The organism is Enhygromyxa salina, from assembly GCF_002994635.1.
Lineage (GTDB): Bacteria > Myxococcota_A > Polyangia > Nannocystales > Nannocystaceae > Plesiocystis > Plesiocystis salina_B.
Map to the genome: position 1 here is coordinate 1 of NZ_PVNL01000084.1, position 26699 is coordinate 26699.

Below are 26699 nucleotides of genomic sequence, written 5' to 3' on the forward strand. Positions count from 1 at the left end.
GGGGAGGGCTTGGGCTTGTGTTTCGGCCCTGGCGGGGGATTGGACGGCTCGGGTTCGGCCTCGGGCTCCTGCTGTTCGGCCTCAGGCTCGGGCTCGGGTTCAGCCTCGGGCTCCTGTTCGACCGGCTCGGGCTCCAACGCGGTGGTCCTCGGCTCGACAGACGCTGGCGCCGGGATGTCCCGCTCACCATCATCTGATTCATGAGAAGAGCCGATGCCCACTGGCGCGGACTCGACGGCGGCGAGATCGTCATCCCGCTCACCATTGTTCTGGACCAGCAGGAAAGCCGCGATTCCGATGCCCACCGCTCCCCCTCCAACGAGAAGTTTGACGAGCGCGGTCCGCTTCGCTCGCGTAGCTGGAGGTTGCGCCTCCATCGTCATCCCGACCGGCGGCGTGAGGATCGACTGATCGTGAAGTGGCCCGACCTCCTCGACCCGAGTGTCCGCCTCACTTTCCGCGCTGGAGAACTCAACCCGGGCGGTGTCCACATCGGTGCCCACGCTGGTGCTGGCATCGGCGTCGAGGAGCTCGGTCTGCAAGACACCGGTGGGGAAAGGCACAGCGAGCGGGGCTGCGGCCAGCGGGGCCGTCGCTACGGCGGTCGGGCTCTTGATCGGGAGTTCTGAGCCCGAGGGCGAGGAGCGCCGGAGCTGCCGAACCATCGCAGCGAGGTCAAGCCCGGCGTTGCGGTAGCCCGGCCAGGAGTAGAGATACTTCAGCGCTTCGTGGGCCGACTGGATTCGCTCGTGCGGGCGTGGGGCAACCATGCGGCCGTACAGGGTGCGCAGTTGTTCGGGGATGCCTTGTCGTTCGAGTACCGGCGTCTCGCCGGACAGAATCTTCCCATACATGCGCGGCGTGTCCACGGAGCTACGGAATGACCGCAACTCGAGTAGCTCGTACAAGACAGCGCCGACCGCGAAGATATCGATCGACGGCCGCCGACTATCCCCCATCAACTGTTCGGGGGGCATGTAGCGCAGCTTTCCCTTCGCGGAGGTCGAGTTGGTCTCCTCGCTCGAGATGCTGGCAATCCCGAAATCGGTGACCTTGATCTCACCCGAGGTCGAGATCATGACATTGTGCGGGGACACATCACGGTGGATGACAGTGATGCGCTGGCCATCCCGCTCGACATCATGCGCGTAGGCCAACGCGCGCAGAATCTCCCCGATGATGTAGCCAACGATATGAAAGTCCAGGTGGTCGCCCGCCCGCGCACTCAACAGCTCGTTGGCGTTCACGCCATCAATGAACTCCATGACCATGTAGAGTCGGTCGTTCTCGACACCGACGTCAAAGACCTGGGCGATCGTGGAGTGGTTCAGGAGCATCGACACGCGAACTTCGCGGAGGAAAAACTCCCTGAATTTGGGGTTGTCGACCGAGTGACCGGCGATCTGCTTGATCGCTACGGTCTTCTCGGCGTTTCCGATCTCCGAGTATCGAACACCCTTCCAGACCTCGGCCATGCCTCCTTGACCGAGACGACTGACGAGTTTGTAGGGTCCAATCGTATCCATGCGATCGAGTCAGAACTGGAGCGTGTATTGGACCGTGACGCCTCGCGCCTGCGTCTGCGGGCCGCGAAGTTCGTCGACAGCCAAGACGACGCTGAAACCCGTCAACAACGCGGCCCCACCTGCGATCAAACTGATGCCGGCCGGCTTGGCGTTGTAGACTTTGGGACACTCGGGCCGCTCGGTCATGGGATCTTGTCCCCCAGGGCAGTCGCCATCGAACGAGAGGATGATCCCGCCAGCGATGGCCACAGCTGCGCCGGCCGCAGCGCCCGTGATGCTGGCCCATCGGGGAAGCTTTCGGCGGCCTTGCTTGGCCCGTGGCTGTCGGTCTTTTGGCGTGTGGACCTGACCCTTACTCGACGTCACCGGTGGTGGCTCGAGGGTCGGCGCGGGAGCAGGCAGCGCGACGGCGACTTCTTGGCCCGCATCCTCGAGCTTCACGACATGCGAAATTGCTTGATCGTCGGTCAGGATCCACACCCGATAGCTACCCAAGTACAGCGGCTCGCTGGTGGGACTCGAGTGCGTCTCATTGATCAAGACCTGGCAGTCCGAGCAATCTACCACGATGGTAGACGTGCCCAGCGTGCTGAGGGCGTCGACGCGCTGCGCGTACAACTGAGCGATGTCCGGGCCGAACATCTGCACCGAGAGCTCGCGTCCGCCCGCCGTTCTGATCGCCTCGTCGATCGTCTCGATGGCGTGTGCTTCGTCTTCGAGCGCCGCGTAGGTGAACGCCAACGCGAGCAGTGCCGTGTCGCGCTGAGCCAGCATGTCTTCGTCGGCGGCGAGCTCAGCTGGAAAATGCGTGACCGCCTCGAGGGCGCTGCTCAGCTGGCGGACGGCGTCCTCGGGTTCTCCGCTCTGTACCGTCGCTAGCCCGTCGCTGAGCGCAACGCACGCCCCCTCGTAAGTTGGCGGTGAGAGCCCGAGGCTCAAAAGCAGGAGCGATCGCATGGGCGAAGAAGGTATCACGCGACCGGGTGCAAGGTGACGTCGTCGCTCCGCATGTGCTCGGCTCAGAGCAACGGGTAGCCGACCACGGAGAAGTGGTACTGGGTCTGCGCGTTCTGCTCGAAGTTGGGGCCGTCGACGTCGCAGGAGGCACCGTTGTTGGAGGTGCAGTAGAGTGACTCGAGCGAGTGGACGAAGGGCCGCGTGGCGAAGCCAGCGCTGGGTGCGGGGCCGGCCAACGTCATCCCGTGGGCCATGCCGGTTGTCGTGCTCATGCCGTTGAGCACGAAGGGCTGGTCGAAGGGCGAGCAGGTCACGTTAAAGCTAAAGCCGTAGCTGCTGCACAGTGAGGGGTCGTTGGAGCAGGCCGGGTCGTCGATCTGCCACTCGTAGGCACCGTCGCCGAACAACAACCCCATGTTGGGGTCGAAATCGAACGACACAGGCAACAGGTCGGACACCTCCTTTCCGTTGGCGATGACCGTAATCTCGTGGAAGCTGTCGGTCTGGTTGCTGGCGCAGAACGGAACCCTGGTCTTGAAGCCGCTCTGCTCGATCCCGACCATCCACACCCAGGTGCCCCGGACGTCGCCCGTGACGCTGCCCGTGTGAGTGCAGCTGCCCTCGTCAAGGCTGATCCCGGGAGGCAGCCGGCCGTTGCCGTCGCCGAGCGGGCACGGCAGGGTGCTCTCGTTGAACGCGCTGCAGGTGATCTCGGTGCCGTCGCCGCCTTCGAGGATCGCTATCATCTCAGCTTTGGACGCCGTATGCGGGATGCAATGCAGCGGCTCGTTGCGGACCGCGTTGGCGTTGATCCGCTCGTTGATCAGCAGTGGGCCGCAGTCAAACTCGACGGACTGGGCCAGCCTTTCGTCGAAGATGCTGACCGTGATGTCTCCATACTCCTGGTTGCTGGTCGATGGCGCGGGGATGCCCGAGATCAGACCGGTGTCGGGGTCGATGCTCAGGCCTGGCGGCAGGTTGGTCGCCATCCAGCCGCTGAAGTTGTCACTTCCACCACCGACCGGGAGGTGGTCGTACTCAGCCCCGACCGCCCCGTCCGGCAACATCTCGCAATTCACTGCGACTTCGGTTTCTCCGGTCCCGCCATCTTCGAGAAGCGGGTACGGGTTGGGTACGAGCGGGCACCCGGCCACGATGGACAGACAGAAGACCGCGAACAAACTGAAAGTTGGAGCCCTCATGGCCTCACCCGCCCGCCGGGGTCCGTGGTCGGGAGCGTCTGCTGCTGCGGCAAGCACCGGACGGGGTCAGGGCGATTCATGGGAACACTGTACAGCTAGTGGTATGGCCGTCGCCAGTGTGACCCGGTGAGGGGTCTCAGCGGCACTGCGACAGCGGTTGGCCGGCTGGCTCGACCCGCTCCACTACTCCTCGCGCAGCGCCTCGATCGGATTGAGCGCCGCCGCCCGCATCGCGGGATACAACCCCGACACAACCCCCACGAACACCGAGACCCCCAGCGACAGCGCGATCGAAGCGGTCGTCACCACAGTCGGCCACCCCGCCGAGACCGCAACAACATGCGCAATCGCAACCCCCAGCGCGACCCCAGCGAGCCCGCCCACAAACGAGAGTGAGAACGAGGTCGCGAGAAACTGAAACCGAATATCCCGACGCCGAGCCCCAACCGCGCGATGAATACCGATCGCCCGAGTCTGCTCGAGCACCGAGGCAAGCATGATGTTCATGATCCCGATCCCCCCAACCAGCAGCGAGATCCCAGCGATGCACCCCATCACGATGTCAAAGATCCGCTGGGTCTGTCGGCCCTGATCCAGCAGCGCCTCGGGCACGATCACCTCATAGTCTCGGACCCCGCCGTGCAACCGATCCAAGAGCGCATCAACCAGCGCCGCGACCTCGCGCGGTGAGCCGTCTTCGCTGCACTGCACCACGATCTCCTCGAGCGGCGACTCGAGCGGGTCACGCTCGAACTTCCGCCCAGCGGTGGTGAACGGCAGATAGATCTCCCGATCACTGGACGCGACCGAGACACCGTCGACGGAGGCCTCGCCGGACAGCTCGGGCGCGAACACCCCGACGACCTCGAGCCAGACGTCGTTGACCTTGACGCGTCCGCCGACGGCGGGCTCGACCCCAAACAGATCCTCGCGCGCGGCGGCCCCGAGCACGCACACCTGCGCGTGCTGTCGCTCGTCCATGGCGTCGAAGAAGCGCCCCTCGGCGATGGTCTTGTTGACCAGCCCGGCGTGAAGGTGCGAGACGCCGAACACCGTCGACTCGCTCTTTCCGCTGGTCGAGAGGATCTTGTAGGGCTCGATCTCCAGCCGGGGCACGACGATCTCGGCCTCGGGCACGGCCTCGCGGATCGCCGCGACGTCTCGCTGTGACACGCCGATCGACTTCTTGCGCAGCTGCTCGAGCTCATCGGGGTCGAAGCTCTTGGCGCGCACGACGACGTTGCGGACGCCCATCTTCTCGATGATCGCCAGCGCGTCCTGCTCGGCTCCGGCCCCGATCGCCAACATCGAGATCACGGCGCCGACGCCAAACATCATGCCGAGCATGGTCAGGGCCGATCGCAGCTTGTGGGCGCGAAGGTTCTCGAACGCCGCGATCAGTGCGTCGGTGGCCCTCACTCTGGCTTCGCTCCCTGCCCCGGCTCGGCTGAGCCTGGCTCGCCAATGAGCTCGTCCGCGCGCTTGTTGGGATCACGAAGCGCGATCCTGTCGTGATCCTCGAGGCCCTTCGCAATGACGACCCGGCCGGCGCTGGAGGCCCCGAGCTCGACCTCGGCCTCCTCGAATCCGCTCGAGTCACGATCGGAGGCGCGATAGACGAAGAAGTGGCCCTCGCGCTCGAACACGGCCTGACGCGGGACCACGAGCGCGTCTTGCTGCTCGATGAAGATCGTGGCGCGGACTCGCTGACCGACCTTCATGGTCCCGGCGTCGGTCTCTTCGAACTCGAGGGTGACGCCGAAGTACTGGACGGGGACCTCGGTGTGGCGCGGCTGGGCCAGGGCGTCGACGCGCTTGACCGTGGCTGGGTAGATCTTGTCGGGGTGGGCCTCGATCACGAGCTCGGCCTTCAGCCCGGCCTCGAGATCGCCAGCGTCGGCCTCGAGCACGAACAGGGCCGCCTGCATGTTGGCGACGAGCGGGAGCTCGGCCAGCTTTTGACCCGGCCAGACGGTGTCGCCGAGGCCGTGCGTCTGGCCTCGCCAGTCCCGCTCGAGCACCCAGATGCCCGCGTGCGGGGCCGTGACCTCGAGGTGGGCGAGGGCCTCCTGGGCGCGCCGGACTTCATTCTCCGCCTGGCGCTTGCTGATCTCCAGGAGCTCGACGCGACTGTTGGAGACGGCCCGCTCGACCCGCTTGACGGCGTGCGCGTGCTCGGCCTTCGCCTCGGCCAGGTCGATGTCGATCTGGCTGTCGAGCAGCTCGTTGCGCGACATCACGCCGTTGTCCTCGGGCTCGAACTCCATCGCGGCCGTGATCTCGCGCTGGGCCTGGGCGGCCGACTGCTCGCGCTTGGAGATCGCGGAGCGGCCGGCGTCGCGCTCCTTTTGCATCGACGCGAGCGCGCTCTCGAGGTCGCCCTGACTGTCTTCGAGCTGGCGCTGCATCTCCTCGGGATCGAAGCGGACCACGACCTCGCCCGCCTCGATGCTCGCGCCCTCGTCGGCGATCCACGCGATCTTCATGGCCATCTCGGAGTCCTGCGGGGCGGTCACCGGGGTCGCCTCGACGGCCTCGAGGTAGCCCTCGGCGGTCACGCGCCGGGTGAAGCTGGCGTGTCGTGTGACCTCGACCGTGGGGACCTTGGCGTCGGTGCCCCCGCTCGTGCCGCAGCCGCCCACCGACAGGCTCAGGCCCAACGCTACACTGGCGACCAGGCCCGCGGCCCAGCTGCCGCGCGCCGACGAGCGGCTCATGGCCTGGCCTCCGGTCCGCGGGCCAGCTCGTCACCGAGCTCGAGGCCGCCCGTGATCTCCACCATGGTCGCGCTGCGGCGACCGGTCTGGATCGGGACCAGCTCGATCCGGCCGTTGGTTCGCCTGCGCGCCATCGGCCCCTCGGCGGTCGGCACGATCGCGTCGAGCGGGACCACCAGCGCGCCCTCGATCTTCTCGGTCAGCACCTTGCCGCGAAACCGCATGCCAGGCCGAAGCCGCAGCTTGTCGTTGGGCTCGAGCTCGATCCGCAGCTCCACGACCTTGAGCGGGTTCTCGGGCGACTGACGTCGGACCATGGTCGAGACCGAGGCGATCGTGCCGTGCAGGACCACGTCGGGCTGGGCGTCGAGGTGCAGCGAGACCGCCTGCCCCACCGCGATCCGGCTCGAGTCGACCTCGTCGACCTCGCCCATGCCCTCCATCGCCTCGAGCGAGACGATCTGCATGACCGAGGAGACCCGCCAGACCGAGTCGCCGACGCTCTTCTTCTCGCCGCGCCAGTTTGTCTCGTAGATCACGGTGCCGTCGCGCGGGGCCGTGATCGACATCTTCTCGATCGCGGCGGTCAGTTGCTCCACGGTCGCGTCCGCGCGCTGGTGCTGGTGCTCCCAGCGCTCGATGTTGGCCTGGCGGCGGCGCTGGGCGTCGCGGTCTTTTTGGCCGAGGTGGCCGACCCGCTGCTCGGCGAGGTCGAGGTCGAGGCGCGCCTTGGCGAGCTCGTCGACGGCGACGATCCCCTCGGGGATGTCAGCCTCGAGCCCGGCCTTTCGGCGCTTGGCCTGGGCGTCGGCGAGCTCGAGGGCCGCGTCGAAGTGGCCGACCTTGGCCTCGGCGCGGCTGGCCTCGGCCTGGGTCGCCGCGGTGTCGCGCTCGGCCTGCTTGCGCTCGAGCTGACGCTGCAGCTCGGTGACGTCGAAGCCCAGGACCGGGTCACCCTGCTTCACCTCGGCGCCCTCCGGGGCCATCATCGAGATCTTGAATTGCCAGACGCGGGGGATCGCTGGGGGCGCGAGGGTGTCCGAGTCGATCGCCCGCAGGCTGCCGCTGACGTCGACCTCGAGCAGCAGATCCTGGCGCTCGACGACGACCGTGTCGGCCTGCGAGCGGCTTGGGCTGCAGCCGAGCGCGGGGCCCATCAGCAGACCCAGGACCAGGATCAGGACCAGCGCCCTCACTTCGCTGTCTCCTCGCTCGAGTCGGCGGGAACTCGTTCGGATGCGGGCGGGGGCGCGATCCCCAGCCGGGCGCCCTCGTCGAGCCCCGAGCGCAGCTCACACCGCCGGGCGTCGCAGGCACCGATCTCGACAACGACCTGCGAGCCGTCCTCGAGCTGGGCCATCGTCCCCTCGCTGCCCGAGGTGAGCGCGGCTCGGGGGATCAGCAGCACGTCGGCGCGGCGCAGGGACTCGACCTCGGCGCGGACCGACAGACCCGGCCGCATGATCGACTGGTCGGTCTCGTCGAGCTCGATCACGACGGCAAAGAAGCGTCGGACCGAGCCGCGCTCGGGCTCGCGCGCGACCGGGCTGACGCTGCGGACCAAGCCGCTCAGCTCCCGCTCGGGGTAGGCGTCCAGGAAGCACGTGACCTTCATGCCCGGGTGGACGCTGCCGTCGTCGACGTCGCTGAGCACCGCTCGCACGACCATCTTCGAGAGATCCGGCAGCTCCGCGACGGTGAACCCGGGGAACACGGTGTCGCCGACCTGCAGCTTGCGCCCTTCGAACGGGTTGTCGGGCACGATCATCACGCCGTCTTGCGGGGCGGTGATCGTGAGCGCCGCGATCTCTCGCTTCGCCGACTCGTACTTGCGCTCGGCCTTGGCGTACGCGAGCGCCTGGACCTTGTCCTCGAGCTTGGCGCCAGAGCTGGCGGTCTTGGCGTCCTCACCGGCCGCGTCGCGGGCCAGCTTCGCGCGGCCGAGCGCGAGCTGGTACTCGCTGTACTGCATGCGCGAGAGGATGTCTTCGGACACGCGGGCGTCGATCTCGGTCTTCGAGACCTCGACGGTGGCCTCGCGGGCGGCGAACCGCTTCTCGGCGACCTCGACGGCCTGCTGGGCGCGAAAATTGTCCCACTCGTTGTCGGCGTCGAGCACCGCGAGCTCCCAGCCGCCGATCGCGTCGAGCAGCGCCGTGTCGTCGAACTCGACCAGGCGATCGCCTTGCTCGACCTCCGCGCCGTCGTCGGCGAGCCAGCGGATCGACAGCTCGAAGGTCTCCGTGCGCGGGGCCGAGATCACCCGCGACTTGTCGGCCGCGAGCTCTCCGGTGAGCATCACGGGCACCACGAGATCGCCACGGGTGACCGCGAGCGTGGCGTGCATGCCCAGGTCGTCGCCCGTCCGCCCGAGCGACCCGCAGGCAGACATGAGCCCGACGACGAGCCCGAAGACTGCGGTTTGAAACGCCTTCACGCGCGCTGCTCCTGGCTCTGGTCCGGGGGCGCACCATCCGAGACGATCCGGCCGTCGCTGATCTGGATCACCCGCGGGCACTTCGAGGCGATGTCCGGCTCGTGGGTCACCAACACGATCGTGTTTCCAGCTCGATTGAGGGCCGCGAACAGCTCCATGATCGAGTCGCCGGTCGCCGAGTCGAGGTTGCCGCAGGGCTCGTCGGCGAGCAGCAAGCTCGGCTCACCGACCAGGGCCCGGGCGATCGCCACGCGCTGACGCTGGCCGCCCGAGAGCTCGTTGGGGCGATGGCCGACCCGCTCACCGAGTCGGACGCGCTCGAGCGCCTCGCGGGCCCGAGCCTCTCGCTCGCGCCGCGAGACCCCGCGGTAGAGCAGCGGGAGCGCCACATTGGTCAGCGCGCTGGCCCGACTCAACAGCTGGAAGTTCTGAAACACGAACCCGATGTGCCGGTTGCGCAGCTGCGACAGCGCGTCGTCGCTCAGGGTCTGGACATCCTGGCCGCCGAGCCGATAGCACCCACGCGTGGGTTGATCGAGGCAGCCCAGCACGTTCATCAGGGTGCTCTTGCCCGAGCCGGAGCGGCCGACGATCGCCACATACTCGCCGCGGTCAATCCCAAAGCTGACCCCGTCCAGCGCCGCGATCGTCTCGCCGCCCATCTGATAGTGGCGATAGACGTCGTCGACCTCGAGGATCCGTTCAGTCGCGGCTGGGCGAGTGGCCACGGATTGCACTTTGGAGACCATACCCGATTTCGCCGCGAGGCCCGAGGCGGCAAGATAACGGGAGCTCGCCGGGATCGGTCTAGCGGGCCGCGGCCAGGCGGGCGATCGCACGCTCGAGCTCACGCTCGTCGAGCGCCGCGAACCCCAGCCGAAATCCGTGTGCGCGGCCGCGGCCCAGCCAGTAGCGGCTCGCTGGGCTCACGTCGACGCCGTGCTCGAGCCCGCGAGCGGCCCACGCGTCGGTGTCGTCGCCCGCGATCGCGCGGGCCCACAGCGCCATCCCACCCCGGGGCAGATCGATGGCGAAGGCCCCGGGCAAGTGGCGGTCGAGCGAGTCGAGCAACGCCTGACGACGGCGGGCGTAGATCCGCCGCATGCGACCGATGTGACGCTGGATCTCGCCGTCTTCGAACAGCTCCGCGACCGCGGCCTCGGTCGAGAGGTCACCCTGTCGATCGATGATCCGCCGCCAGCTCAGCGCGCGCTCGAGGACCGTGGGCGCGGCGACCAGGTAGCCCAGCCGCAGGCCCGGCGCGAGCACCTTGGAGAGCGTGCCGATGTAGACCACCGAGCCCTGGGTATCCATGTGCGCCAGCGGCAGCACCGGGCTGCCCTGGTAGTGGACCTCGTGATCGTAGTCGTCCTCGAGGATCGCAAACCGATGCCGACGGGCGAGCTCGAGCAGCTCGAGTCGCCGCGCGGCGGACAGCGTCACGAGCGTTGGGAACTGGTGGTGCGGCGTCACGTAGACCGCTCGCAGGGTGCGGCGCTCGGCCAGCCGGGCGAGCGCGGCGGTGTCGAGGCCCTCGCCATCGACGGGCAGGCTCACGAGCTCGGCCCCCGCGGCCCGCAGCGCGTCCCAGGCTGGCGGGTAGCCCCAGGTCTCGACGGCGACCAGGTCCCCCGGCTGGATCAACACGCGCGCCGCCAGGTACAGGGCCATCTGGGCGCCGCGGGTCACCACGAGATCATCGGGGCCGAGCGACAGGCCACGGGTCGCGGTCAGCATCGCGGCCAGCTGGTTGCGCAGGGCCGGGTGCCCGGCGGAGTCGCCGTACGACAGCAAGCCGACGCCGCCGCGGCGCAGCGCCCGACGGTGGGCCCGCGCGAGCGCGACGTCCGGGATCAGGCGAACATCGGGGAGCCCGCCCGCGAGCGACAACAGCCCCGCGCAGGGCGGCGAACTCGGAGCACGGCTGGCGGCGAGGCGGTGCGGCGCGAGCGAGAACGGGACGCCCGAGGGCCGACGTCGCGGCCGGGCGACGGTCTGACTGGGGAGCTCGTCGGCGACCCGCGTGCCCGAGCCCGGCTCCGCGCGCAGCCAGCCCTCTGCGATCAGCTCGTCGAACGCAGCGATCGCGGTGTTGCGATGCACGCCGTGCTGGGCCGCGAACCGCCGGGTGCCGAGCAGTCGATCACCAGGCGCGAGCCGACCGGCCCGGATCTCGGCGACGAGACCGTCGACGATCTGTGCGTAGAGAGGCTTGTCCGCGAGTGGATCGAGGGTGAGCGCGAGGTCCCAGGGCATGGCGAGTGGCAGCAACCGGTCTGTTCATTTTATGAAATCTGGATCTTTTAGACAGACCGGGCCGCGGCCATCGTGACCGGGTGAGGACCAACCGCTTCCCGTGGCCCCGCGAGCAAGCCCTGGCGCTGCTCGCCGCAGCCGACACCGCCCACTTCGCGCTGACCGGCGACGACGGCCAACCGATGCTCCGCTGTGTGCATGTCGTCGTCGACGACGACGCCCTGTGCTTCCACGCCAGCCCGGTCGGCAACAAGTCGCAGGGGGTCGGTCGCTCGGCGGTCGCGGCGGTCGAGCGGGTCCTGGCGATCGTGCCCAGCTATGCGTTCGATCCCGAGCGGGCCTGCCCGGCGACGACCTGGTACCAGAGCGTGCAAGTCCGCGGCGTGCTCGAGCGGATCGAGGATCCGCCGCGCAAGGCCAGGGTGCTGCAGCGGTTGATGGAGCGACTTCAACCCGAGGGCGGTCACGTCCCGATCGAGGCCGAGCATCCGCTGTATCGCAGGGTCGTGGCCGGCCTCGACGTACTCGCGCTGCCGCTCACGGAGCTCGACGGTCGCGCCAAGCTCGGACAAAACCGCAGCGACGAGCAGATCTGCCGGGCCCTGACATGGCTGTGGACTCGCGCGATCGGGCCTGCTGACACGCTCGGAATCGACGCCCGGATCGAGGCGATCCTCGACGCCCGGCCGGAGCTCCCGATCCCCGAATTTCTGCGCGGCCCAACGGCGATCGAGGCAGACAGCTCAAACCTCGCGCGGCTGTGCTGTCGGCCTCGCGACACGGAGGTGGACACGGCCGTCGCGCTCGTCGAGCACGAGTACTGGAACGTCACGACCTCACCCGAGACCTCGCGGCTCGCCCACTTGCGCTCACCGGTCTGGGTCGGCGCCCGCGATCATGCGGGCCAGCTGATCGCTACCGCCCGCGCGAGCACGGACGGGGCCAAGCACGCGTGGGTCTACGACGTCGCCGTCGATCCGCGCTGGCGCGGCCGCGGTGTCGGCCGGGCGTTGCTGCGCTTGCTGCTCGATCATCCGCTGATCCGCGAGGTTCACTCCGTGCATCTGCAGACCCGGGATGCCGCCGGGTTCTACGCACAGCTGGGCTTCGTGCCGTACCCCAGCGAGACCCCCCGTCGCCATGTTCGGATCCAGGCGTAGCCGCGCGTCACAGCAGCTGCATGCGGCCGAGCTCCTGGCGGACCTGCTCGACCGCCTGCGCTTGCAGCTGACGGATCCGCTCGCGGGACAGGGCATAGCGCTCGCCGATCTCGCGCAGCGTCTCCGGCTGGGTCTCGCGCAGGCCGTACCGCAAGCGCAGGATCTCGGCGTCCATCGGCCCAAGCTTGGCGAGCGCGTCCTCGATCCCGGCCTCGAGCTCCCGGTCAACGAGCAGGTCGCCGGGTTGCTGCGCGTTGGGGTCCTCGAGCACATCGACGGCCGCGCGGCCGTCAGCGAGTGAGCTGGGCGCATCCAGGCTCACGACCGGTCGGGCCGCGACGCGCATGACCTTCTCGATCTTGGCGAGCGGCAACCCGGTCTCGTCAGCGAGCTGCTCGACGCTGGGCTCGCGACCATGCAGGGCCAGGTACGAGCGAGTGACCCGCGACAATTTTTGTCGCACCTCATGCACGTGGACCGGCACGCGCACCTGTTGACCCTTGTTGTAGCTCGCCCGCGAGACCGCGTGCCGGATCCACCAGCTCGCGTAGGTCGAGAACCGGAACCCGCGGCGATGATCGTAGCGCTCCACGGCCTTGAGCAGGCCGATGTTGCCCTCCTGGATCGCGTCCTGGATCGGTAGCCGACCCCGCGCCAGGCGTCCCGCGAGGCTCACGACCAGGCGCAGGTTGGCCTGCACGAATTCGTTGGTCAGCTTGCGAACCTGACGGTGGGTGCGGCGGCAGCCAGCCAGGTAGACCCGAAACGGGCGGCTGTCGCCGGGCATGCGCGCGACCGTGATGCTCAGGGTCTCGCGCGAGTGGCTGGCAATTCGCTCGACGTCGGCGACCAGCAATTCCGCGACCTCACCGTCGACGTCGATGTCGGGCAGGCCCAACGCCAGCTCGCGGCCGGTCTGCGTGAACTGCCCTTCGCTGGCCGAGCACCGCCGTCGCCGAAACTGCTCGGCGTCGACCTCCAGCTGCTCGAGCCCGCGCTGCTGGGCAGCGCTGAGCTCCATTCGGCTGACGATCAAGGCGCAGATCGCGGGCACGAGCGGCGGGTAGCCGAGCAGGGCGGCCCACCGATCGACGCGAGCTTGACGAAGCGCGACGGCGGCCTCGTGCTCGCGGGTGGGCGAGAACGGGCGCGTGTTTCCCACTGCTCGCATGTAGCTCTGCAGCGCCGCGTCCTCGCGATCGCCCGGCTTGGTCCCGGACTTGCGCGACGCCGGCCGCTGTGAGTGCTCGACCTCCAGACTCTGGTCAAACTTTGTTGGCATGGCTGGTACCTCTGTCGCCTCCCTGGTGGCTGAAGGCGGGAGACGCGTAGCGATGTAGCATGTTTGTTCAAGGTTGGACACTCGCGCGGCCTTGGATTTCGCGCTCCGAGTCGGCTCGCTGACTGCCTTCCGGTCAGCGCCAGCGGGGATGGCGGCGTAAATAGCTAAAAATCACGAGATCTTGGAAGCTCGGCGATGTACACGCAACACTGTACAGACACTCTACAAACAGGGTCCCTTCAACCTCACATGGACTGTTCAAGGTATGCACGCGGGGCCCCAAGCCGATCGAGCGACTCCGCGAGGCGGCGAGACCAACATGACCAGCGTGGCATACACTCCGGTCGTGGCAGCGATGGATCCGAGCGACGACACGTCCACCCAGAGCTCTGAAGGACAGTCGAGTGTGTCCCAGCGTGACCTCGAGGATCTCACGATCCTCCTGGTCGAGGACGACCCCCGCGCGGCCAAGTGGGTGCGGATCGCCATGGAAGATCGCGGCGCGAAGATCTTGTGGGCGACCCGGATCGATCAGGCGCGACTGTTGGTCGAGCGGCACGAGCCCGAGCTCGCGCTGCTCGACGTCTCGCTCCCCGATGGCAACGGCCTCGACCTGGTCGTCGAGCTGCGGACCCGCGAGCATCCGTGCGCGTGTGTGGTGTTGACCGGTAACCCCGAGTCGCACGTCGCTCGGATCGCGGCCGGGCTCGGCGTCAGTGAATTCCTGGCCAAGCCCGTCAACCTCGATCGGCTTCACGTGGCCGTGAGCCAGGCCCGCGAGCGAACCTTGCAGCTGCGACGGATCCTCGCCGAACACAAGGGCAGCGCGGTCCAGAGCGAGATCGACGAGAACGTGGGCAAGCGGCTCGCGCGGGCGCACGACAGGTCTCCCGGCAAGCCCGTCGACGCGGGCGAGCGGCTCGCCGCGCTGGCGTCGGAGTTTGGGCTCAGCTCACGCCAGACCCAGGCCGTCGCGGGCGTCGCCGAGGGCCTCTCTGACGCCGACATCGCCCGCGCGATGAAGGTCTCGTACAGCCGCACCCGCCAGCTGCTCGCGGCCGCGTTCGCCAAGCTCGGGCTGAAGTCGCGCAACGACTTCATCCGGTTCTTGTGGGAGCGCAGCGGCCAGCGGTAGCGCGGAGTCGCTGGTTACGCGCAGGCTCCGTCAGTGAACAGCGTCGCGCCCTCACACGTACCGCTCTCGCACTGATTGTTGGTCTTGCACGGGTCGCCGGGGCTGCCGTCGTAGCAGGTGTTGCTCACGCAGTTGAGGTCGTTCTCGCACGGGGTGAACGCGTTGCACGCGTCGCCCTCGTTCAGCGTGGGGCAGGTCGAGGTGTCGAAGGTGCACTCTTGGGTGCAGGTCGGGAGCCCCGGGCCAAAGCCGAGGTCTGGGCAGTTGACCCCGCCGAGATCGTTGCCCTCGCACTCCTCGGTGCCCTCGATCACGCCGTTTCCGCAGACCTGGTTGGTGCAGCCGGTCGCGTCGAACGTGCAGTTGCCAGCGCACTCGAGCATGCCGCCGACGAACCCCAGGGTCTGGCAACTCTGGCCCCCGAGCAGATCGCCGTCACACGACTCCCCCGGGCCGATCTTGCCGTCGCCGCAGTCCTTTGAGCCGCCCTCCTCGCCCCCTTCGCCACCTTCGCCACCTTCACCACCTTCACCGCCGCCGCCGTCGGTTCCAGCCTCTTGACCTTGACCGGTGCCGCTGTCGGTCGCGGTCTCTGATCCATCGGCGACTCCATCTGACCCTCCGCCACACGCCGTGAGCGAAGCCACGAAGAACGCCACACCAACAAGCCGTTTCATGCCTCAATCTGAACACCCCGGGCGAGAGCGGTCAAGGCCGAACGACGGGGCGCAATCATCCCGCTGATCGATCACATGATTGGCGATCGGCGCTCCAAAGATCACGCGACCTCGCCGCGCTTGCGCCATGATAGAAGCAACCATGGCTTACGGTGCTTCGGTCGATCCTCGGGTTTCACAGTCTGTCCTGCTCGCAGTCTCCGCGGTCCTCAGCCTCGCGGCCTGCAGGCCCGACGACGCACCGGGGATCTTCATGGAGGGAGGGACCGGGTTCACCACGCCCGGCGACGGCGACAGCGACACGAGCGGCACCGAGACCAGCGGTCAAGAGTGTGGCTACTGCGAAGGCACGCTGTTTCACCCGTGTGAGGGCCAGCCGATCGACTGCTTCGACTTCGACGAGGTGTGCACGAGCCAGGGCTGCCTGCCCTGCGCGCCCGGGCAGAACACTTGTCTGGGCAACGATGTCTACACCTGCGACGAGAACGGTCAGCCCGGCGAGCTCGTCGAAGAGTGTGACTCCGAGGCCGCCGAGGTCTGCAGCGAGGGCAGCTGCGCCAACGCCTGCTCGGTCGCGGACGACACCCCCTCGAACATTGGCTGCGAGTTTTGGGCCGTGGATCTGCCCAACACCCGCGGCCTCGACGACGCCTCGAAGGAGCCGTGGGGGGTCGTGCTCGCCAACGCCGGGCAGACCCCCGCCGACGTGATCATCGAGCGCAACATCGCCGCGCTCGGCGAGCCCGACAACCTCGTGGTCCTCGACCAGACCAACGTGCCGCCCGGTCTGCTCAAGACCGTGCAGCTGCCGCGCGCCGAGATCACCGGGTGGACCCCGGCGACCATGGAGCCGCCCGGGCCAACCGGCACGGCCAAGACCAACAACGCGTTTCGCATCACCTCGACCGCGCCGATCGTCGTCTATCAATTCAACACCTTCACCAACGACTTCTCCAACGACGCCTCGCTGCTGCTGCCCAGCTCGGGGCTCGGCAACGTCCACCGCGTGATCGGCTACTCGACCGCCAACCCGATCGACCTGATCCCGATCGCCGGGATCCCGGATCGCTCGTCGGTCGCGGTGATCGGCACCCAAGACGGCACCAACGTGACGATCCGTCCGGGCACGACGACCAAGTCGGACATGACCTCGATCCCCATCGGGCAGCCCGGCGTGCCCTTCGTGGTCCAGCTCAACCAGTGGGAGGTCGTGAACATCGCGAGCGACGGAATTCCGGGCGACATGACCGGGACCGTGGTCGAGGCCGACAAGCCGGTCGCGGTGTTCAGCTCTGGCGAGCGGGCGATCGCCCCCAGCTACGCAGGCGACGACTTCCCCACCCCGCCCGGCTGGGATCCGCAAGAAGACAACCTGTGCTGCACGGATCACATCGAGGAGCAGGTGTTTCCGGCGACCTCGCTGGGGACCACGTTCGTGATCACGCACAGCCCCGAGCGCAGCAACGGCGGCTGGGTCGAGCCCGACATCCTGCGCTTCATGGCCGTCGCCGAGCCGGCGACCGTGACCACCAACCTCGCGCCGCCGCACGATAGCTTCACCCTGCAGCCGGGTGAGATGCACGAGGGCTGGTCGCAGGGCGACACGATCGTCGAGTCGACCACGCCGATCATGGTCGCGCAGATCCTCGTCAGCCAGACCTACACCGCCGCGTTCATTGGCGACCCCGCGCTCACCTACTTCCCCACCGTGGAGCAGTACCGCGAGCGCTACGTGTTCTTGACCCCGCCCACGTGGACGCAGAACTACTTCGTGCTGTCCACGCCCTACGAGTTTGGCGGCGACGGGCCCTCGGTCGGCAACTTCACGCTCGATGGCGGCGCGCTGCCCGTCGAGTGCACCCAAGAGGTCGCGGGCATGCTCGGCGGGGTCGAGTACTGGTCGATCACCTGCCCGGTCGACGAGGGCGCGCACCTGATCGAAGGCGACACGGACTTTGGGCTGACGGCCTATGGCTACGGGCCGGCCGGGTCGTACGCGTACACGGGCGGGGCTGACGTCAAGCCGATCTACGACGTGCCCGCGATCCCCTGAGCGAGCTGGGGACAGGGGTGCAGGGATCCGCTCCGAGCGGGCTCGAGGTGGGTCGCGCGTTCGCGGCCCGCAGCGGCGACGAGCAGCGGATCCGCCCGGTGCACACGGCCCTGCTGCCGTTCGAGCGCTGACTGGCTCTCGGCCTGGTCCAGCCGCCGCGTCGAACGCACCGGGTGGTTCTGGCCGCGCGGGCTGGGCTCTGCCATCCTCCGCCCACCGTGAGCAAGGTCGCCGAGCACGCCCAAGCCGAGATCCGTCGTCGCCGGACCTTCGCCATCATCAGTCACCCTGACGCGGGCAAGACCACGCTGACCGAGAAGCTGTTGCTGTTCGGCGGCGCGATCCAGATGGCCGGGGCCGTGCGCGCGCGCAAGGCCTCGCGCCACGCCGTGTCCGACTGGATGAAGATGGAGCAGGAGCGCGGCATCTCGGTCACGACCTCGGTGATGAGCTTCGAGTACCCGTTCCCGGGGGTCCCCGAGAGCGCGCCCGACATCGAGCGGCTCGCCAACGTCAACCTGCTCGACACCCCCGGTCACGCGGACTTCGGCGAGGACACCTATCGGGTGCTCACGGCGGTCGACTCGGCGCTGATGGTCATCGATGGGGCCAAGGGCGTGGAGTCGCGGACCGAGAAGCTGATCGAGATCTGCCGGATGCGCGACACCCCGGTGATCACCTTCGTCAACAAGTTCGACCGCGAGTGTCGCTCGCCGCTCGAGCTGCTCGACGAGATCGAAGACAAGCTCGGGATCCCCTGCGTGCCGTGGAGCTGGCCGATCGGCATGGGCAAGCGCTTCAAGGGCGTCTACCACCTCGTCGATCAGCAGCTGCACCTGTTCAAGCCGTCGGACAAGGCCGAGGCGGACGAGGACGTCAGCGAGCTCGCGCGCGGCATCTCGGTCAGCGGCATCGATGACCCGCGGGTCGACGAGCTCCTCGGTGACCAGGCCGACGACCTCCGCGCCGACATCGAGCTGCTCGAGGGCGCGGGCGCCGAGTACGACGAGCAGGCGTTCCTGGCCGGCAAGCAGACGCCGCTGCTGTTTGGCTCGGCGATGAACAACTTCGGGGTCCGCGAGCTGCTGCGCACCTTCGTGAGCCTGGCCCCCGCGCCGCAGCGGCGCGAGGCGATCGTCGGCAAGGACGCCGTCGAGGCGCCCAAGCCCGGCGAGCCAGTCGAGACCCGCATGATCGCGGCGGTCGAGCCCGAGTTCTCCGGCTTCGTGTTCAAGATCCAGGCGAACATGGATCCGAACCACCGCGACCGCATGGCGTTCATGCGCGTGTGCTCGGGCAAGTTCGAGCGCGGCATGAAGGTGCATCACGTTCGCCTGGGCCGCGACGTCGCGATGTCGAACGCGCTGACCTTCCTGGCCCGCTCGCGCGAGCTCGTGGAGGAGGCCTGGCCCGGCGACATCATTGGCGTGCCCAACCACGGCACGATCAAGATCGGCGACAGCTTTAGCGGCGGCAACAAGCTGCGCTACACCGGGATCCCCAGCTTCGCGCCCGAGCTGTTTCGCCGCGTGATCCTCAAGACCCCGCTCAAGGCCAAGGCCCTGGCCAAGGGCCTGCGCCAGCTGTCCGAAGAGGGCGCGATCCAGGTGTTCAAGCCGCTGCTGGGCTCGACCTGGGTCGTCGGCGCGGTCGGGCAGCTGCAGCTCGAGGTCATGAAGCACCGACTGCTCGACGAGTACTCGGTCCAGGCCGACTACGAGCACGTCGAGTTCACGACCACGCGCTGGGTCACCCCCAAGGTCGACGCCCACACCAAGCAGGACCTCGACAAGGTCATGTCCAACTTCAAGCGCAAGTGCGAAGAGAACCTCTACGTCGACGGCCACGACGACCTGGTCTACCTCGCGCCCAACCGCTGGAACCTCAGCAAGACCGAGGACCGGTTCCCCGAGCTGCGCTTCGAGGCCACCCGCGAGCACTCGTAGGCCGACCGGGTCAGCGCTTGCGCTTGGGCTTGGGCGACCTCGCCGCGGCGAGATGGTCCATGCAGGCCTTGGCCTCTGTGATCAGCGGGTCGCCCTCGGCCAGCGCCTTGGCCAGGTCGGCGCCGCGTCGGCAGTGGTCGTGGGCCACGTCCAAATTACCGAGCGCGAGCTCGGCGATACCCAGGTGAATCGACGTGCGGATCACCGCGCGATCATCCGCGCCGAGCCCCTGCACGAGCGGCACCAGGGCCTCCATGTACATGGTCCGCGCGCCCTCGTGCTGCTCCATCGCCATCAGGCTGTCGCCGATCGCGAGCTTGACCAAGGCCGTGCGCCAGTCCTTGGGGCCGTAGAGATCCCCGTAGATCTCGAGCAGGTCCAGGTACGCGTATTGAGCCTCGCCCGGCCGACCCGCGGTCATGAACAGCTGGCCGATCGCCTCTACGCTGGCGATTGTCTGGGGGTGGTCGGGCCCGAGCGTGTTGACGAAGCTGTCGCGCGCCTGGGTCAGCAGGTCGTAGCCGGTCTCGACGCGATCGAGCCCGAGCTGGGCCTGCGCGAGGCTGATCTGGACCTCGGCGGTGTGGGGGTTCTCGGCGCCCGCGAGCCGCGTGGACAGTGAGACGGCTTCCGCGAGCGGCTCGACGGCCCCCGCGGCGTCGCCCAGCTGGACCCTGATCCGGCCGCTGTTGCGCAGCTGCAGGAACAACAGCCAGGGATCGGGTTGAGCGCGCGCCGCCGCCACTGACTGATCCAGCGCCGACAACATGGCGGGCTCGTCGTGGCGACTCGACGCTGCGATCGCGTGGGCCTGCGCCAGGGTCATCTGCGCGCGCCCACCCAGACCAGCGGCGAGCGCCTGGGCCTGGGCCAACGCAGCGCTGGCCCGCTCGGCGTCCTCACCCGACAAGGCGACGACCATCTCGGTCACGGCGACCGGCAGCGCGTAGGCTGGGGTCTGCATGATCGTCTCGTCGCGCTCGAGCGCGGCGACGGCCTCGCCCGCGGCGGCGTAGTCCGAGGCGTTGAGCAGCAGCCGCAGCGAAGCCCACGCCCGAGCCGCGGTTGGGCTCAGGCCTGGCGCGTCAAAGCTGGGCTCGCTCCGGTCCTCGCAGGCGTCAGCGTCACGCAACACCGCGTCGATCTCCGCCCACATGCCCGCCGCGTGCTCGGAGTGGGCCGTGGCCAGGGCAACGATGGCGTCGAATTCCCACACCTGGATGTCGAGGCAGCGCTGGATCTGGCGCTGATCCTGCGCGCACGCCCGCTCGTAGCTGCGCTGCCACAGCTCACCCCTGGTGGCCACGCGGTCGTCGAGGATCCCGAGCAGCTGCTGCGGCCACTCGCCGGGGACCTGCTGCAGCGCGGTGTCGAGCTCGGCGCGTCGCGTGGGTGTCCAGACCCGAGTGAGGGCGCTGGCGCCCTCACACGTGAGCTCGGCGGCCACGGGCTCGGGGTGCTCGAGCTCGACTTCGCGATCGCAGCCCCACAATGGCAGCGCGCACACGAACACCCACCGCAATTTCAGGCTCCCCCGGTCGGGCATCAGGCCAGCATACACCATGCCCACGCGCGCGCGCGATCGGCTACCATCGCCGCCACGATGCGTGACGATCCCGTCGACGTGGGCGAGGCGCTCGAGACCCTCGTCCACCAGTTCTCGGATCCGTGGTCGTTCCTGCGCGAGCTGATCCAAAACGCGCTCGACGCCGGCAGCCCCGAGATCGACGTGCGCGTCGACCACGAGCCGCCCGACGCCAACAGCGACGATCCGCTCGGCCTGATGACGGTGGAGGTCATCGACGCGGGCGACGGCATGGATCGGCAGATCATCGACACCCGACTCACGCGGCTGTTTTCCTCGGCGAAGGACGGCGACTACACGAAGATCGGTCGATTCGGGATCGGGTTTGTCTCGGTGTTCGCGATTGCGCCCGATCTCGTGTGCGTGGATACGGGGCGGGCCGGCGAGTACTGGCGGGTGCTGTTTCGCAAAGATCGCAGCTTTCAGCGGATCGTGCTCGAGCACCCGACCGAGGGCACGACGATCCGCATCTACAAGCGCGCGACCGCGGACCAAGCCGACGACGCTCGCGCGCGGGCCCGGGCGGTGCTCGAGTATTGGTGCAAGCACGCCCGCGTGGAGATCCGCTGCGACGACGAGCTGGTCTCGCGCCCGATGCAGCTCGACGCCCGCTGCGTGATCCAGCACGAGCAAGATGGCACTCACCTGTTGCTGGGTTATGTGCCCGAGGCCGCGGCCCTGCGCGGCTACTACCACGGCGGGCTCACGCTGCATGAAGAGCACGACGACCTGCTGCCCCACGTCGCGTTCAAGATCGACTCGCGCTACCTCGAGCACACGCTCACGCGCGACAACGTGATCCGTGACGACAACTTCGCCAAGGCCATGAACATCGTCGGCCGGCTGGCCAGCACCAAGCTGGTCGAGGCGCTGGTCAGCGAGCTCGAGCTCGCCGCCAGCGAGGGCCGCGAAGACGCCGAGATCGAATTTCTGCGCGAGCGGCTGCTGGCCGTGATCGAGGCCGACGCGAAGACCCCGTCGCGGGTGTTCGAGGCCACGCTGGTCCCGGCCCTGAGCGCTGGCGGGGGTCGAGCGGCGCTCTCGCTCACGCAGGCCCGCAGGCAGATCAAGCGCTGTTGGACGACGACGCAGGCGTCACCGGTGACCGAGAGGCTGATCGCCCGCGGGGACGTCGTGCTGCTCGTCGCGGAGCTCAGCGCGCTCGCGCGGGTGCTCGCCCACGTCGGTGGTCGATCGCCGACGCCGGTCGCCTCGGTGTGTACGGCCCTGCCGGCCACGAGCGTCGAGCGAATCAGCTGGCAGCCCTTGCACGACGCCGCGCTGGCGCTGCTGGCCCAGCAGGGCGTCAAGCTGGCCAGCATCGAGCTCGGTCGGCTGGCGTACCCGGGCTCGCCGGTCGCCGATCATGTTGCGATCACCCAGACCGAGCTCGGCGAGCTGACCCCGGTCAGCGAGATCGGCCAGCTGTCGAGCGGGTGGTTCGGCTCCAAGCGAATTGTCGTGCTCAACGCCGACCACCCCACGGTCGGGCACCTGATCGAGCTCGCCGCGACCGAGCCCGAGCTCGCGGCCTACCTGCTGCTCAAGCTGTTCTACCTGCGGCTCAACGAGTCCACGCAAGACACCACCTCGCTCCCGACCCGCGACAACCAGCTGGCGAGCGCGGCCGCCCAAGCTCGCGCCCAGCGAAGGAGCTGATCACCGTGGCCACACCAACCAACATGCTCGACGCCCTGATCGACGATCTGCGCGCCGACGGGGCCGTGGACTCGGAGGGCCAGTTCACCCTCGATCGCGAGCAGGCCCGCGCCAAGCTGCAAAAATTCCAGCTGGTCGACGCCCGCCGCTATGTGCTCGAGCTGGTCCAGGCCGCGGTCCTGCGGGGGGCCGAGAAGATCGAGTTCGAGATCGACGCCGACGACATGCGCATGCGGTTCGGCGGCGCGCCGTTCACCGAGGCCGAGATCGACGATCTCTACGGCTCACTGTTCGCCAGCGGTGACACCCGCGAGCTGCGTGGCGTCCGTCAGCTCGCGCTGGCGCTCAACGCCGCGATCGGCATGGACCCCAAGCACATCAACCTGCACAGCGGCAAGCTCGAGCTGCGCATGCGCCCGGGCCAGCGCGATGAGATCATCGTCCAGGACACCGAGCTGCGCGGGACGTTGCTGCACGTCAAGCAGCGCGTACGCCCGCGCCTGGTCCTGGACTTCTTCTTGAATCTCAGCGGGCGCCTGGCCGAGGAGACCTACCTGCGCGAGCGCTGCGACCACGCCGACGTGCCGATCTTCCTGGACGGCGCGCGCATCAGCCGGGGGCTGGGCGTCGCCGATCCTGGCCAGCGCTCGGTGCGCTTTCACGGTCGCGACTTTTGCGGGGTCATCGAGGTCTCACCCACCAACGACGGTCACGCGCAGCTGGTGCTGGTCAAGGACGGCGTGTGGATCGACTCGCGCGAGCTGCCCGACTGCGGCACCAACCTGTCGGTCGTGGTCGAGGGCGACTGCCTGCGCAAGGATGTCTCGCAGGCCAAGATCGTCGACGACGACGGGCTCGCGCGGATCATCGAGGCGGTCGGTCGCGCGCGCTGGCGGCTGTGGGCAATCGCCCGCGAGGAGGCCCAGCCGGCTGACGCGATCCGAGTCGCGGCCTTGATCCGTACGCAGCTGACCGAGCACGCCACCCCCGCTCAGCTGCGCGACGATCCCCAGGCGCTCGCGCTCACCGAGTGGGTGACCTGGCCCGACTGCCGCGGCGTGGCCCGGCAGGTGACCATGCGCGAGCTGCTAGAGCTAGTTTGGGCCGGCGAGACCCCGCGCTACGCCCGTCGCTCGTTCGCTGAGCTGGCGGCCGAGGGCGCCCCGATCCCGCTGCTCGAGCCGCTGGCGGCCCGCGACCTGGGCCGCGCGCTGGGGGTCGAGCTGATCGAGGCCGACTCGCTGCTCGCACGCGAGCAGCTGCGCCAGCGTGGCCGCGATGCCTGGCTCGAGCGCGAGGGCCCGCCCGTGCTCCCCACCCATCTTCAGTACCTGGCCCAGGGCCCAATTTCTGAGGGCCAGACCCGCGGAGACATCGGCGGCGAGGTTGGGGTCGACGCCCACACGCTCAACGCTCCCGAGCTCGAGCACCCGACGCAAGTCCTGCTCTACAAGCAGCACCGTCTGCTCGGCCGGCTCGAGCTCGACCTCGACATTCCCAATTTGTGGCTGGCGATCAACGCCGAGTTCGAGCCGACCGACGATCACCAGGACGCGATCCGCGACGCGACCTTCGTCCGCGCGCTGCTCGACGGCCTCAGCGCCCTGCGTGAGCCCTTCGCCCAATTGCTCGAGCGCGCCGCGGGTCACCCCAACGAAGCCAACGCCCGCGGCCTGGTCAAGCGGTGGTTGATCGCGCTGCTGGACCAACCAACCCAGGCGGCGCTGCTGAGCAAGGCCGGGGCCGACGTCGCGCCCGACCACCACGTGGTCCTGCTGCCCGAGCTTCGGCCCGCGCGGCTGAGCCCCAGGGCCAACGCAGGACCGCTCGCGCGCCAGCCGATGTTCGAGCAGCTCGAGGGCCCGCGCCTGTCACTGGCTGACCTGGCCGAGCGCTGCCGCACCCACGGGCACGTCCGCTACCTGCCTGGCCGACCCAACGACACGCGATTCACCGCGCCCGACCTGATGATCTTCGGTCCCGGGGATCGCAAGATCATCCGCGCGCTGTTTGGTCCCGACGGCTGCCAGCTGTTCGACAGCCGGCCAATGCTCCGCGAGCTCGAACACCTCGATCAGCCGCAGGTGTCGATCGAGACCTCGCGGCAGGAGATCGAGCGCCAGCTCGACCGCTCGGGCGCCCGCGTCCGCGGCTGGCTGGTCGAGCTCGGCGAGATCGACGGCTTCATCGTTCCGGCCTACACCGAGCTCGGCCACGCGCTCGAGCAGCTGCAGGGCGACGCGCTGAAGACCACCACGGTGCGGGTGTTTCGAGCCGGGCGGTTCTTGTGCGAGCGCGAGCTCGAGCTCGGCTGGGGTCCGCTGCTCGCCGTCGTCGACCACCCCACGCTCAGCGCCGACGAGCTGTGGGAGACCGTGGTCGACGACGGGCACTGGCGCACGGTGGTCGCGAGCTTGCGAGCCGCCGCCCGACAGCTGTTCACGCTGGTCGCCCGCAGCTTCGACAGCAACACGAGCTCGGTCCGGCGCTGGCTCACCCGCGTGCTGCTGCACGCCGCCGCCAACGAGGTCGCCGCCGGGTCAGCCCCCGAGGCCGAGTCGCGGCTCGAGTCAATCCGCGCGCTCGACATGTTCGACACCGTGTCTGGCAGCGCCATCAGCTTGGTCATGATCGAGCGCATCCAGGCCGAGCACGGCGCGATCGAGATCGTCGAGCGCGAGACCAGCTCGGCGGCCGTGCGAGACCCGGAGATCATCAAGCTCGAGCCCGACGAGCGCGAGGATCTGGGCAGGTTGCTGGCCCCGATCGGCCTGAAGGTGCTCGACGGCCGCGACCGGCTCAGCCACCGACAGCTGTCCAGGCAGCTCCAGAGCCGCCCACGGATGGACGACGCCAAGCTCGACCCGGCCGCCATGCTGGTGGTCCGCGACGTCCAGGGCGACCGCCGCCACGGCGAGATGGGCATCTCGCGGGCCCGCGTGTTCGGCAGCTTGCACCTGCGCCTGGGCGTGAGCGGCCACCTCGTCCACGAGCTCAACGATCACAGCTCCGACTTCGCGCTGCCGATCGACGCGGTCGTGATCGACGACGCGCTGCCGCTCGACGAAGCCGGCGAGCCCGAGCTGACCAGCAAGCGCTACCGCCAGCTGCTCCGGCAGCTCCGTCGCAATGTCCCGTCCCTCGTGCTCGAGCTGTGCGCCGCCTGGGACCGGCACCCGCCGCCGTTTCAGCGCGCCGCGTGGCCGAAGATCGTCGCCCACCTGCACAGCGAGACCGACGAGGATCGCCGAAAGGTGCGCGAGCAAGCGTTCTCGGCGGCCAGCCAGATCCCCGGGTTCTCTGGTCTGTGGGGCGACCGCTACAGCCTCGCTCAGCTGATCGAGGCCTCGCGCAAGCGCCCGCTCGGCCTGCTCGTCAAGCTGCGGCCAACGGCGCCAGCCAAAAAAATTGACGTGCGCGTGGTCCTGCTCGTGGACGAGGATGAGGCCGACTGCATCTGCGCCCACGCCAACGCCACCCGCCTCGACAGCGTCTGGCAGGCCGAGCTGGCCTCGATGCGCGAGATCGCCAGCACGCCCAAGCTGCAGGTGCCCGATCTCGACGTGATCGCGGTCACCGAGCGCAAGGCCCAGGTCGCTGGCGGGCTCGAGTGTCAGCTGTGGATCCCCCGCGACTACGCCCCGCTGGCACCGACCGGTGCGCCGCCGCAGCTGGTGTTCACGCGGCACGGACGCGAATTCCAGCGCGCGGCGCTGCTCGACGCGCTGCCGTGCGCGGGCCTCGTCAGCGGTGACGAGCTCGACCGCAGCGACGGCGAGATCCAGCTCGACGAGCGCCAGGCCTCCAGCCTCGGGCGCCAGGTCTTGATCATGTACATCGATCTCGCCCAGCGGTTCGAGGCCGGCAAACTGTCCGCCAAGGATCGCGAGCACGCCCTCGAGTACCTGACGTGGGCGAACTCCTGCTTTGAGGCTGGCCAGGCCGCCGCCCTCGGTGGGCTCGGCAAGCATGTGAAGAGTTTGCAATATTTGTTGCGCTCGGTTGTGCCGCCGACCCTGCGCGACAGCGTGCGTCCCAAGGCTCGGCGAGACGCTCAGCCACAGCCACAGCCCCAGCCCCAGCCACAGCCCGACCCCACCCCAGAGC

At 68.6% G+C, this 26699-nt stretch carries 17 protein-coding genes and 1 pseudogene; 6 read left to right on the forward strand and 12 right to left on the reverse strand.

Annotated features, from left to right (window positions below):
* From ENSA7_RS42390 to pdxR, 9 genes are all read right to left on the reverse strand, one after another.
* Positions 1-1475, reverse strand: a 1475-nt coding sequence (locus ENSA7_RS42390) for a serine/threonine protein kinase (protein ID WP_181233966.1), incomplete at its 3' end; no start/stop codon positions are given.
* Between the two features lie 60 nt (positions 1476-1535).
* Complete coding sequence (locus ENSA7_RS21310) at positions 1536-2483, reverse strand: hypothetical protein (protein ID WP_106091159.1); 948 nt, start codon at positions 2481-2483, stop codon at positions 1536-1538.
* Between the two features lie 62 nt (positions 2484-2545).
* Positions 2546-3550 (reverse strand): Ig domain-containing protein, encoded by a 1005-nt coding sequence (locus ENSA7_RS21315; RefSeq protein WP_181233967.1) that lies wholly within the window; start codon positions 3548-3550, stop codon positions 2546-2548.
* A gap of 318 nt (positions 3551-3868) precedes the next feature.
* Entirely contained in the window at positions 3869-5104 is a 1236-nt protein-coding gene (locus tag ENSA7_RS21320; RefSeq protein WP_106091161.1) for an ABC transporter permease, read from the reverse strand.
* Complete coding sequence (locus tag ENSA7_RS21325; protein ID WP_106091162.1) at positions 5101-6402, reverse strand: efflux RND transporter periplasmic adaptor subunit; 1302 nt, start codon at positions 6400-6402, stop codon at positions 5101-5103. Before ENSA7_RS21325 ends, ENSA7_RS21320 begins: the two co-directional genes overlap by 4 nt.
* A complete protein-coding gene (locus tag ENSA7_RS21330) occupies positions 6399-7598 on the reverse strand; it encodes an efflux RND transporter periplasmic adaptor subunit (RefSeq protein ID WP_106091163.1) in 1200 nt (399 codons plus the stop codon). The genes ENSA7_RS21325 and ENSA7_RS21330 overlap by 4 nt, the downstream gene beginning before the upstream one ends.
* Complete coding sequence (locus ENSA7_RS21335) at positions 7595-8839, reverse strand: efflux RND transporter periplasmic adaptor subunit (protein WP_106091164.1); 1245 nt, start codon at positions 8837-8839, stop codon at positions 7595-7597. The genes ENSA7_RS21330 and ENSA7_RS21335 overlap by 4 nt, the downstream gene beginning before the upstream one ends.
* Positions 8836-9501 carry an ABC transporter ATP-binding protein gene (locus tag ENSA7_RS21340; RefSeq protein WP_280524027.1) on the reverse strand — a complete coding sequence of 222 codons (666 nt, stop codon included), beginning with the start codon at positions 9499-9501 and terminating at the stop codon, positions 8836-8838. Before ENSA7_RS21340 ends, ENSA7_RS21335 begins: the two co-directional genes overlap by 4 nt.
* A gap of 145 nt (positions 9502-9646) precedes the next feature.
* The gene (gene pdxR, locus ENSA7_RS21345) at positions 9647-11095 is read right to left on the reverse strand and encodes a MocR-like pyridoxine biosynthesis transcription factor PdxR (protein ID WP_106091166.1); all 1449 of its coding nucleotides are present in this window, start codon (positions 11093-11095) and stop codon (positions 9647-9649) included.
* A gap of 80 nt (positions 11096-11175) precedes the next feature.
* On the opposite strand from pdxR, the gene ENSA7_RS21350 reads away from it, so the two are divergent.
* Positions 11176-12255, forward strand: a complete 1080-nt coding sequence (locus ENSA7_RS21350) for a GNAT family N-acetyltransferase (protein WP_106091167.1) — start codon at positions 11176-11178, stop codon at positions 12253-12255.
* Positions 12256-12262: 7 nt separating this feature from the next.
* On the opposite strand, the gene ENSA7_RS21355 is transcribed toward ENSA7_RS21350, so the two are convergent.
* The gene (locus tag ENSA7_RS21355; protein ID WP_106091168.1) at positions 12263-13537 is read right to left on the reverse strand and encodes a sigma-70 family RNA polymerase sigma factor; all 1275 of its coding nucleotides are present in this window, start codon (positions 13535-13537) and stop codon (positions 12263-12265) included.
* Between the two features lie 406 nt (positions 13538-13943).
* Here ENSA7_RS21355 and ENSA7_RS21360 point away from each other — a divergent pair, with 406 nt between their 5' ends.
* Complete coding sequence (locus ENSA7_RS21360; RefSeq protein WP_244923861.1) at positions 13944-14672, forward strand: response regulator; 729 nt, start codon at positions 13944-13946, stop codon at positions 14670-14672.
* Between the two features lie 14 nt (positions 14673-14686).
* On the opposite strand, the gene ENSA7_RS21365 is transcribed toward ENSA7_RS21360, so the two are convergent.
* A complete protein-coding gene (locus ENSA7_RS21365) occupies positions 14687-15349 on the reverse strand; it encodes a hypothetical protein (protein ID WP_146157957.1) in 663 nt (220 codons plus the stop codon).
* A 142-nt stretch (positions 15350-15491) separates the two neighbouring features.
* On the opposite strand from ENSA7_RS21365, the gene ENSA7_RS21370 reads away from it, so the two are divergent.
* A complete protein-coding gene (locus ENSA7_RS21370; protein WP_146157958.1) occupies positions 15492-17402 on the forward strand; it encodes an IgGFc-binding protein in 1911 nt (636 codons plus the stop codon).
* A gap of 218 nt (positions 17403-17620) precedes the next feature.
* Complete coding sequence (locus ENSA7_RS21375; RefSeq protein WP_106091171.1) at positions 17621-19348, forward strand: peptide chain release factor 3; 1728 nt, start codon at positions 17621-17623, stop codon at positions 19346-19348.
* Positions 19349-19358: 10 nt separating this feature from the next.
* Here the strand turns inward: ENSA7_RS21375 and ENSA7_RS21380 are convergent, their stop codons facing one another.
* Positions 19359-20894, reverse strand: a complete 1536-nt coding sequence (locus ENSA7_RS21380) for a tetratricopeptide repeat protein (RefSeq protein ID WP_146157959.1) — start codon at positions 20892-20894, stop codon at positions 19359-19361.
* Positions 20895-20951: 57 nt separating this feature from the next.
* Between ENSA7_RS21380 and ENSA7_RS21385 the strand changes: the two genes are divergently transcribed.
* Positions 20952-22592, forward strand: a complete 1641-nt coding sequence (locus tag ENSA7_RS21385; protein WP_106091173.1) for an ATP-binding protein — start codon at positions 20952-20954, stop codon at positions 22590-22592.
* 5 nt (positions 22593-22597) lie between these two features.
* Positions 22598-26699 (forward strand): annotated as a pseudogene (locus tag ENSA7_RS21390) (hypothetical protein); the annotation flags it as partial.

Bases quoted from the DNA above. Each gene is read 5' to 3' on its own strand.
- ENSA7_RS21310 (WP_106091159.1), bottom strand. From the start codon at position 2,483: ATGCGATCGCTCCTGCTTTTGAGCCTCGGGCTCTCACCGCCAACTTAC.
- ENSA7_RS21340 (WP_280524027.1), bottom strand. From the start codon at position 9,501: ATGGGCGGCGAGACGATCGCGGCGCTGGACGGGGTCAGCTTTGGGATT.
- ENSA7_RS21380 (WP_146157959.1), bottom strand. From the start codon at position 20,894: ATGCCCGACCGGGGGAGCCTGAAATTGCGGTGGGTGTTCGTGTGCGCG.
- ENSA7_RS21385 (WP_106091173.1), top strand. From the start codon at position 20,952: ATGCGTGACGATCCCGTCGACGTGGGCGAGGCGCTCGAGACCCTCGTC.
- ENSA7_RS21325 (WP_106091162.1), bottom strand. From the start codon at position 6,402: ATGAGCCGCTCGTCGGCGCGCGGCAGCTGGGCCGCGGGCCTGGTCGCC.
- ENSA7_RS21315 (WP_181233967.1), bottom strand. From the start codon at position 3,550: ATGTTGCCGGACGGGGCGGTCGGGGCTGAGTACGACCACCTCCCGGTC.
- pdxR (WP_106091166.1), bottom strand. From the start codon at position 11,095: ATGCCCTGGGACCTCGCGCTCACCCTCGATCCACTCGCGGACAAGCCT.
- ENSA7_RS21355 (WP_106091168.1), bottom strand. From the start codon at position 13,537: ATGCCAACAAAGTTTGACCAGAGTCTGGAGGTCGAGCACTCACAGCGG.
- ENSA7_RS21365 (WP_146157957.1), bottom strand. From the start codon at position 15,349: ATGAAACGGCTTGTTGGTGTGGCGTTCTTCGTGGCTTCGCTCACGGCG.
- ENSA7_RS21370 (WP_146157958.1), top strand. From the start codon at position 15,492: ATGGCTTACGGTGCTTCGGTCGATCCTCGGGTTTCACAGTCTGTCCTG.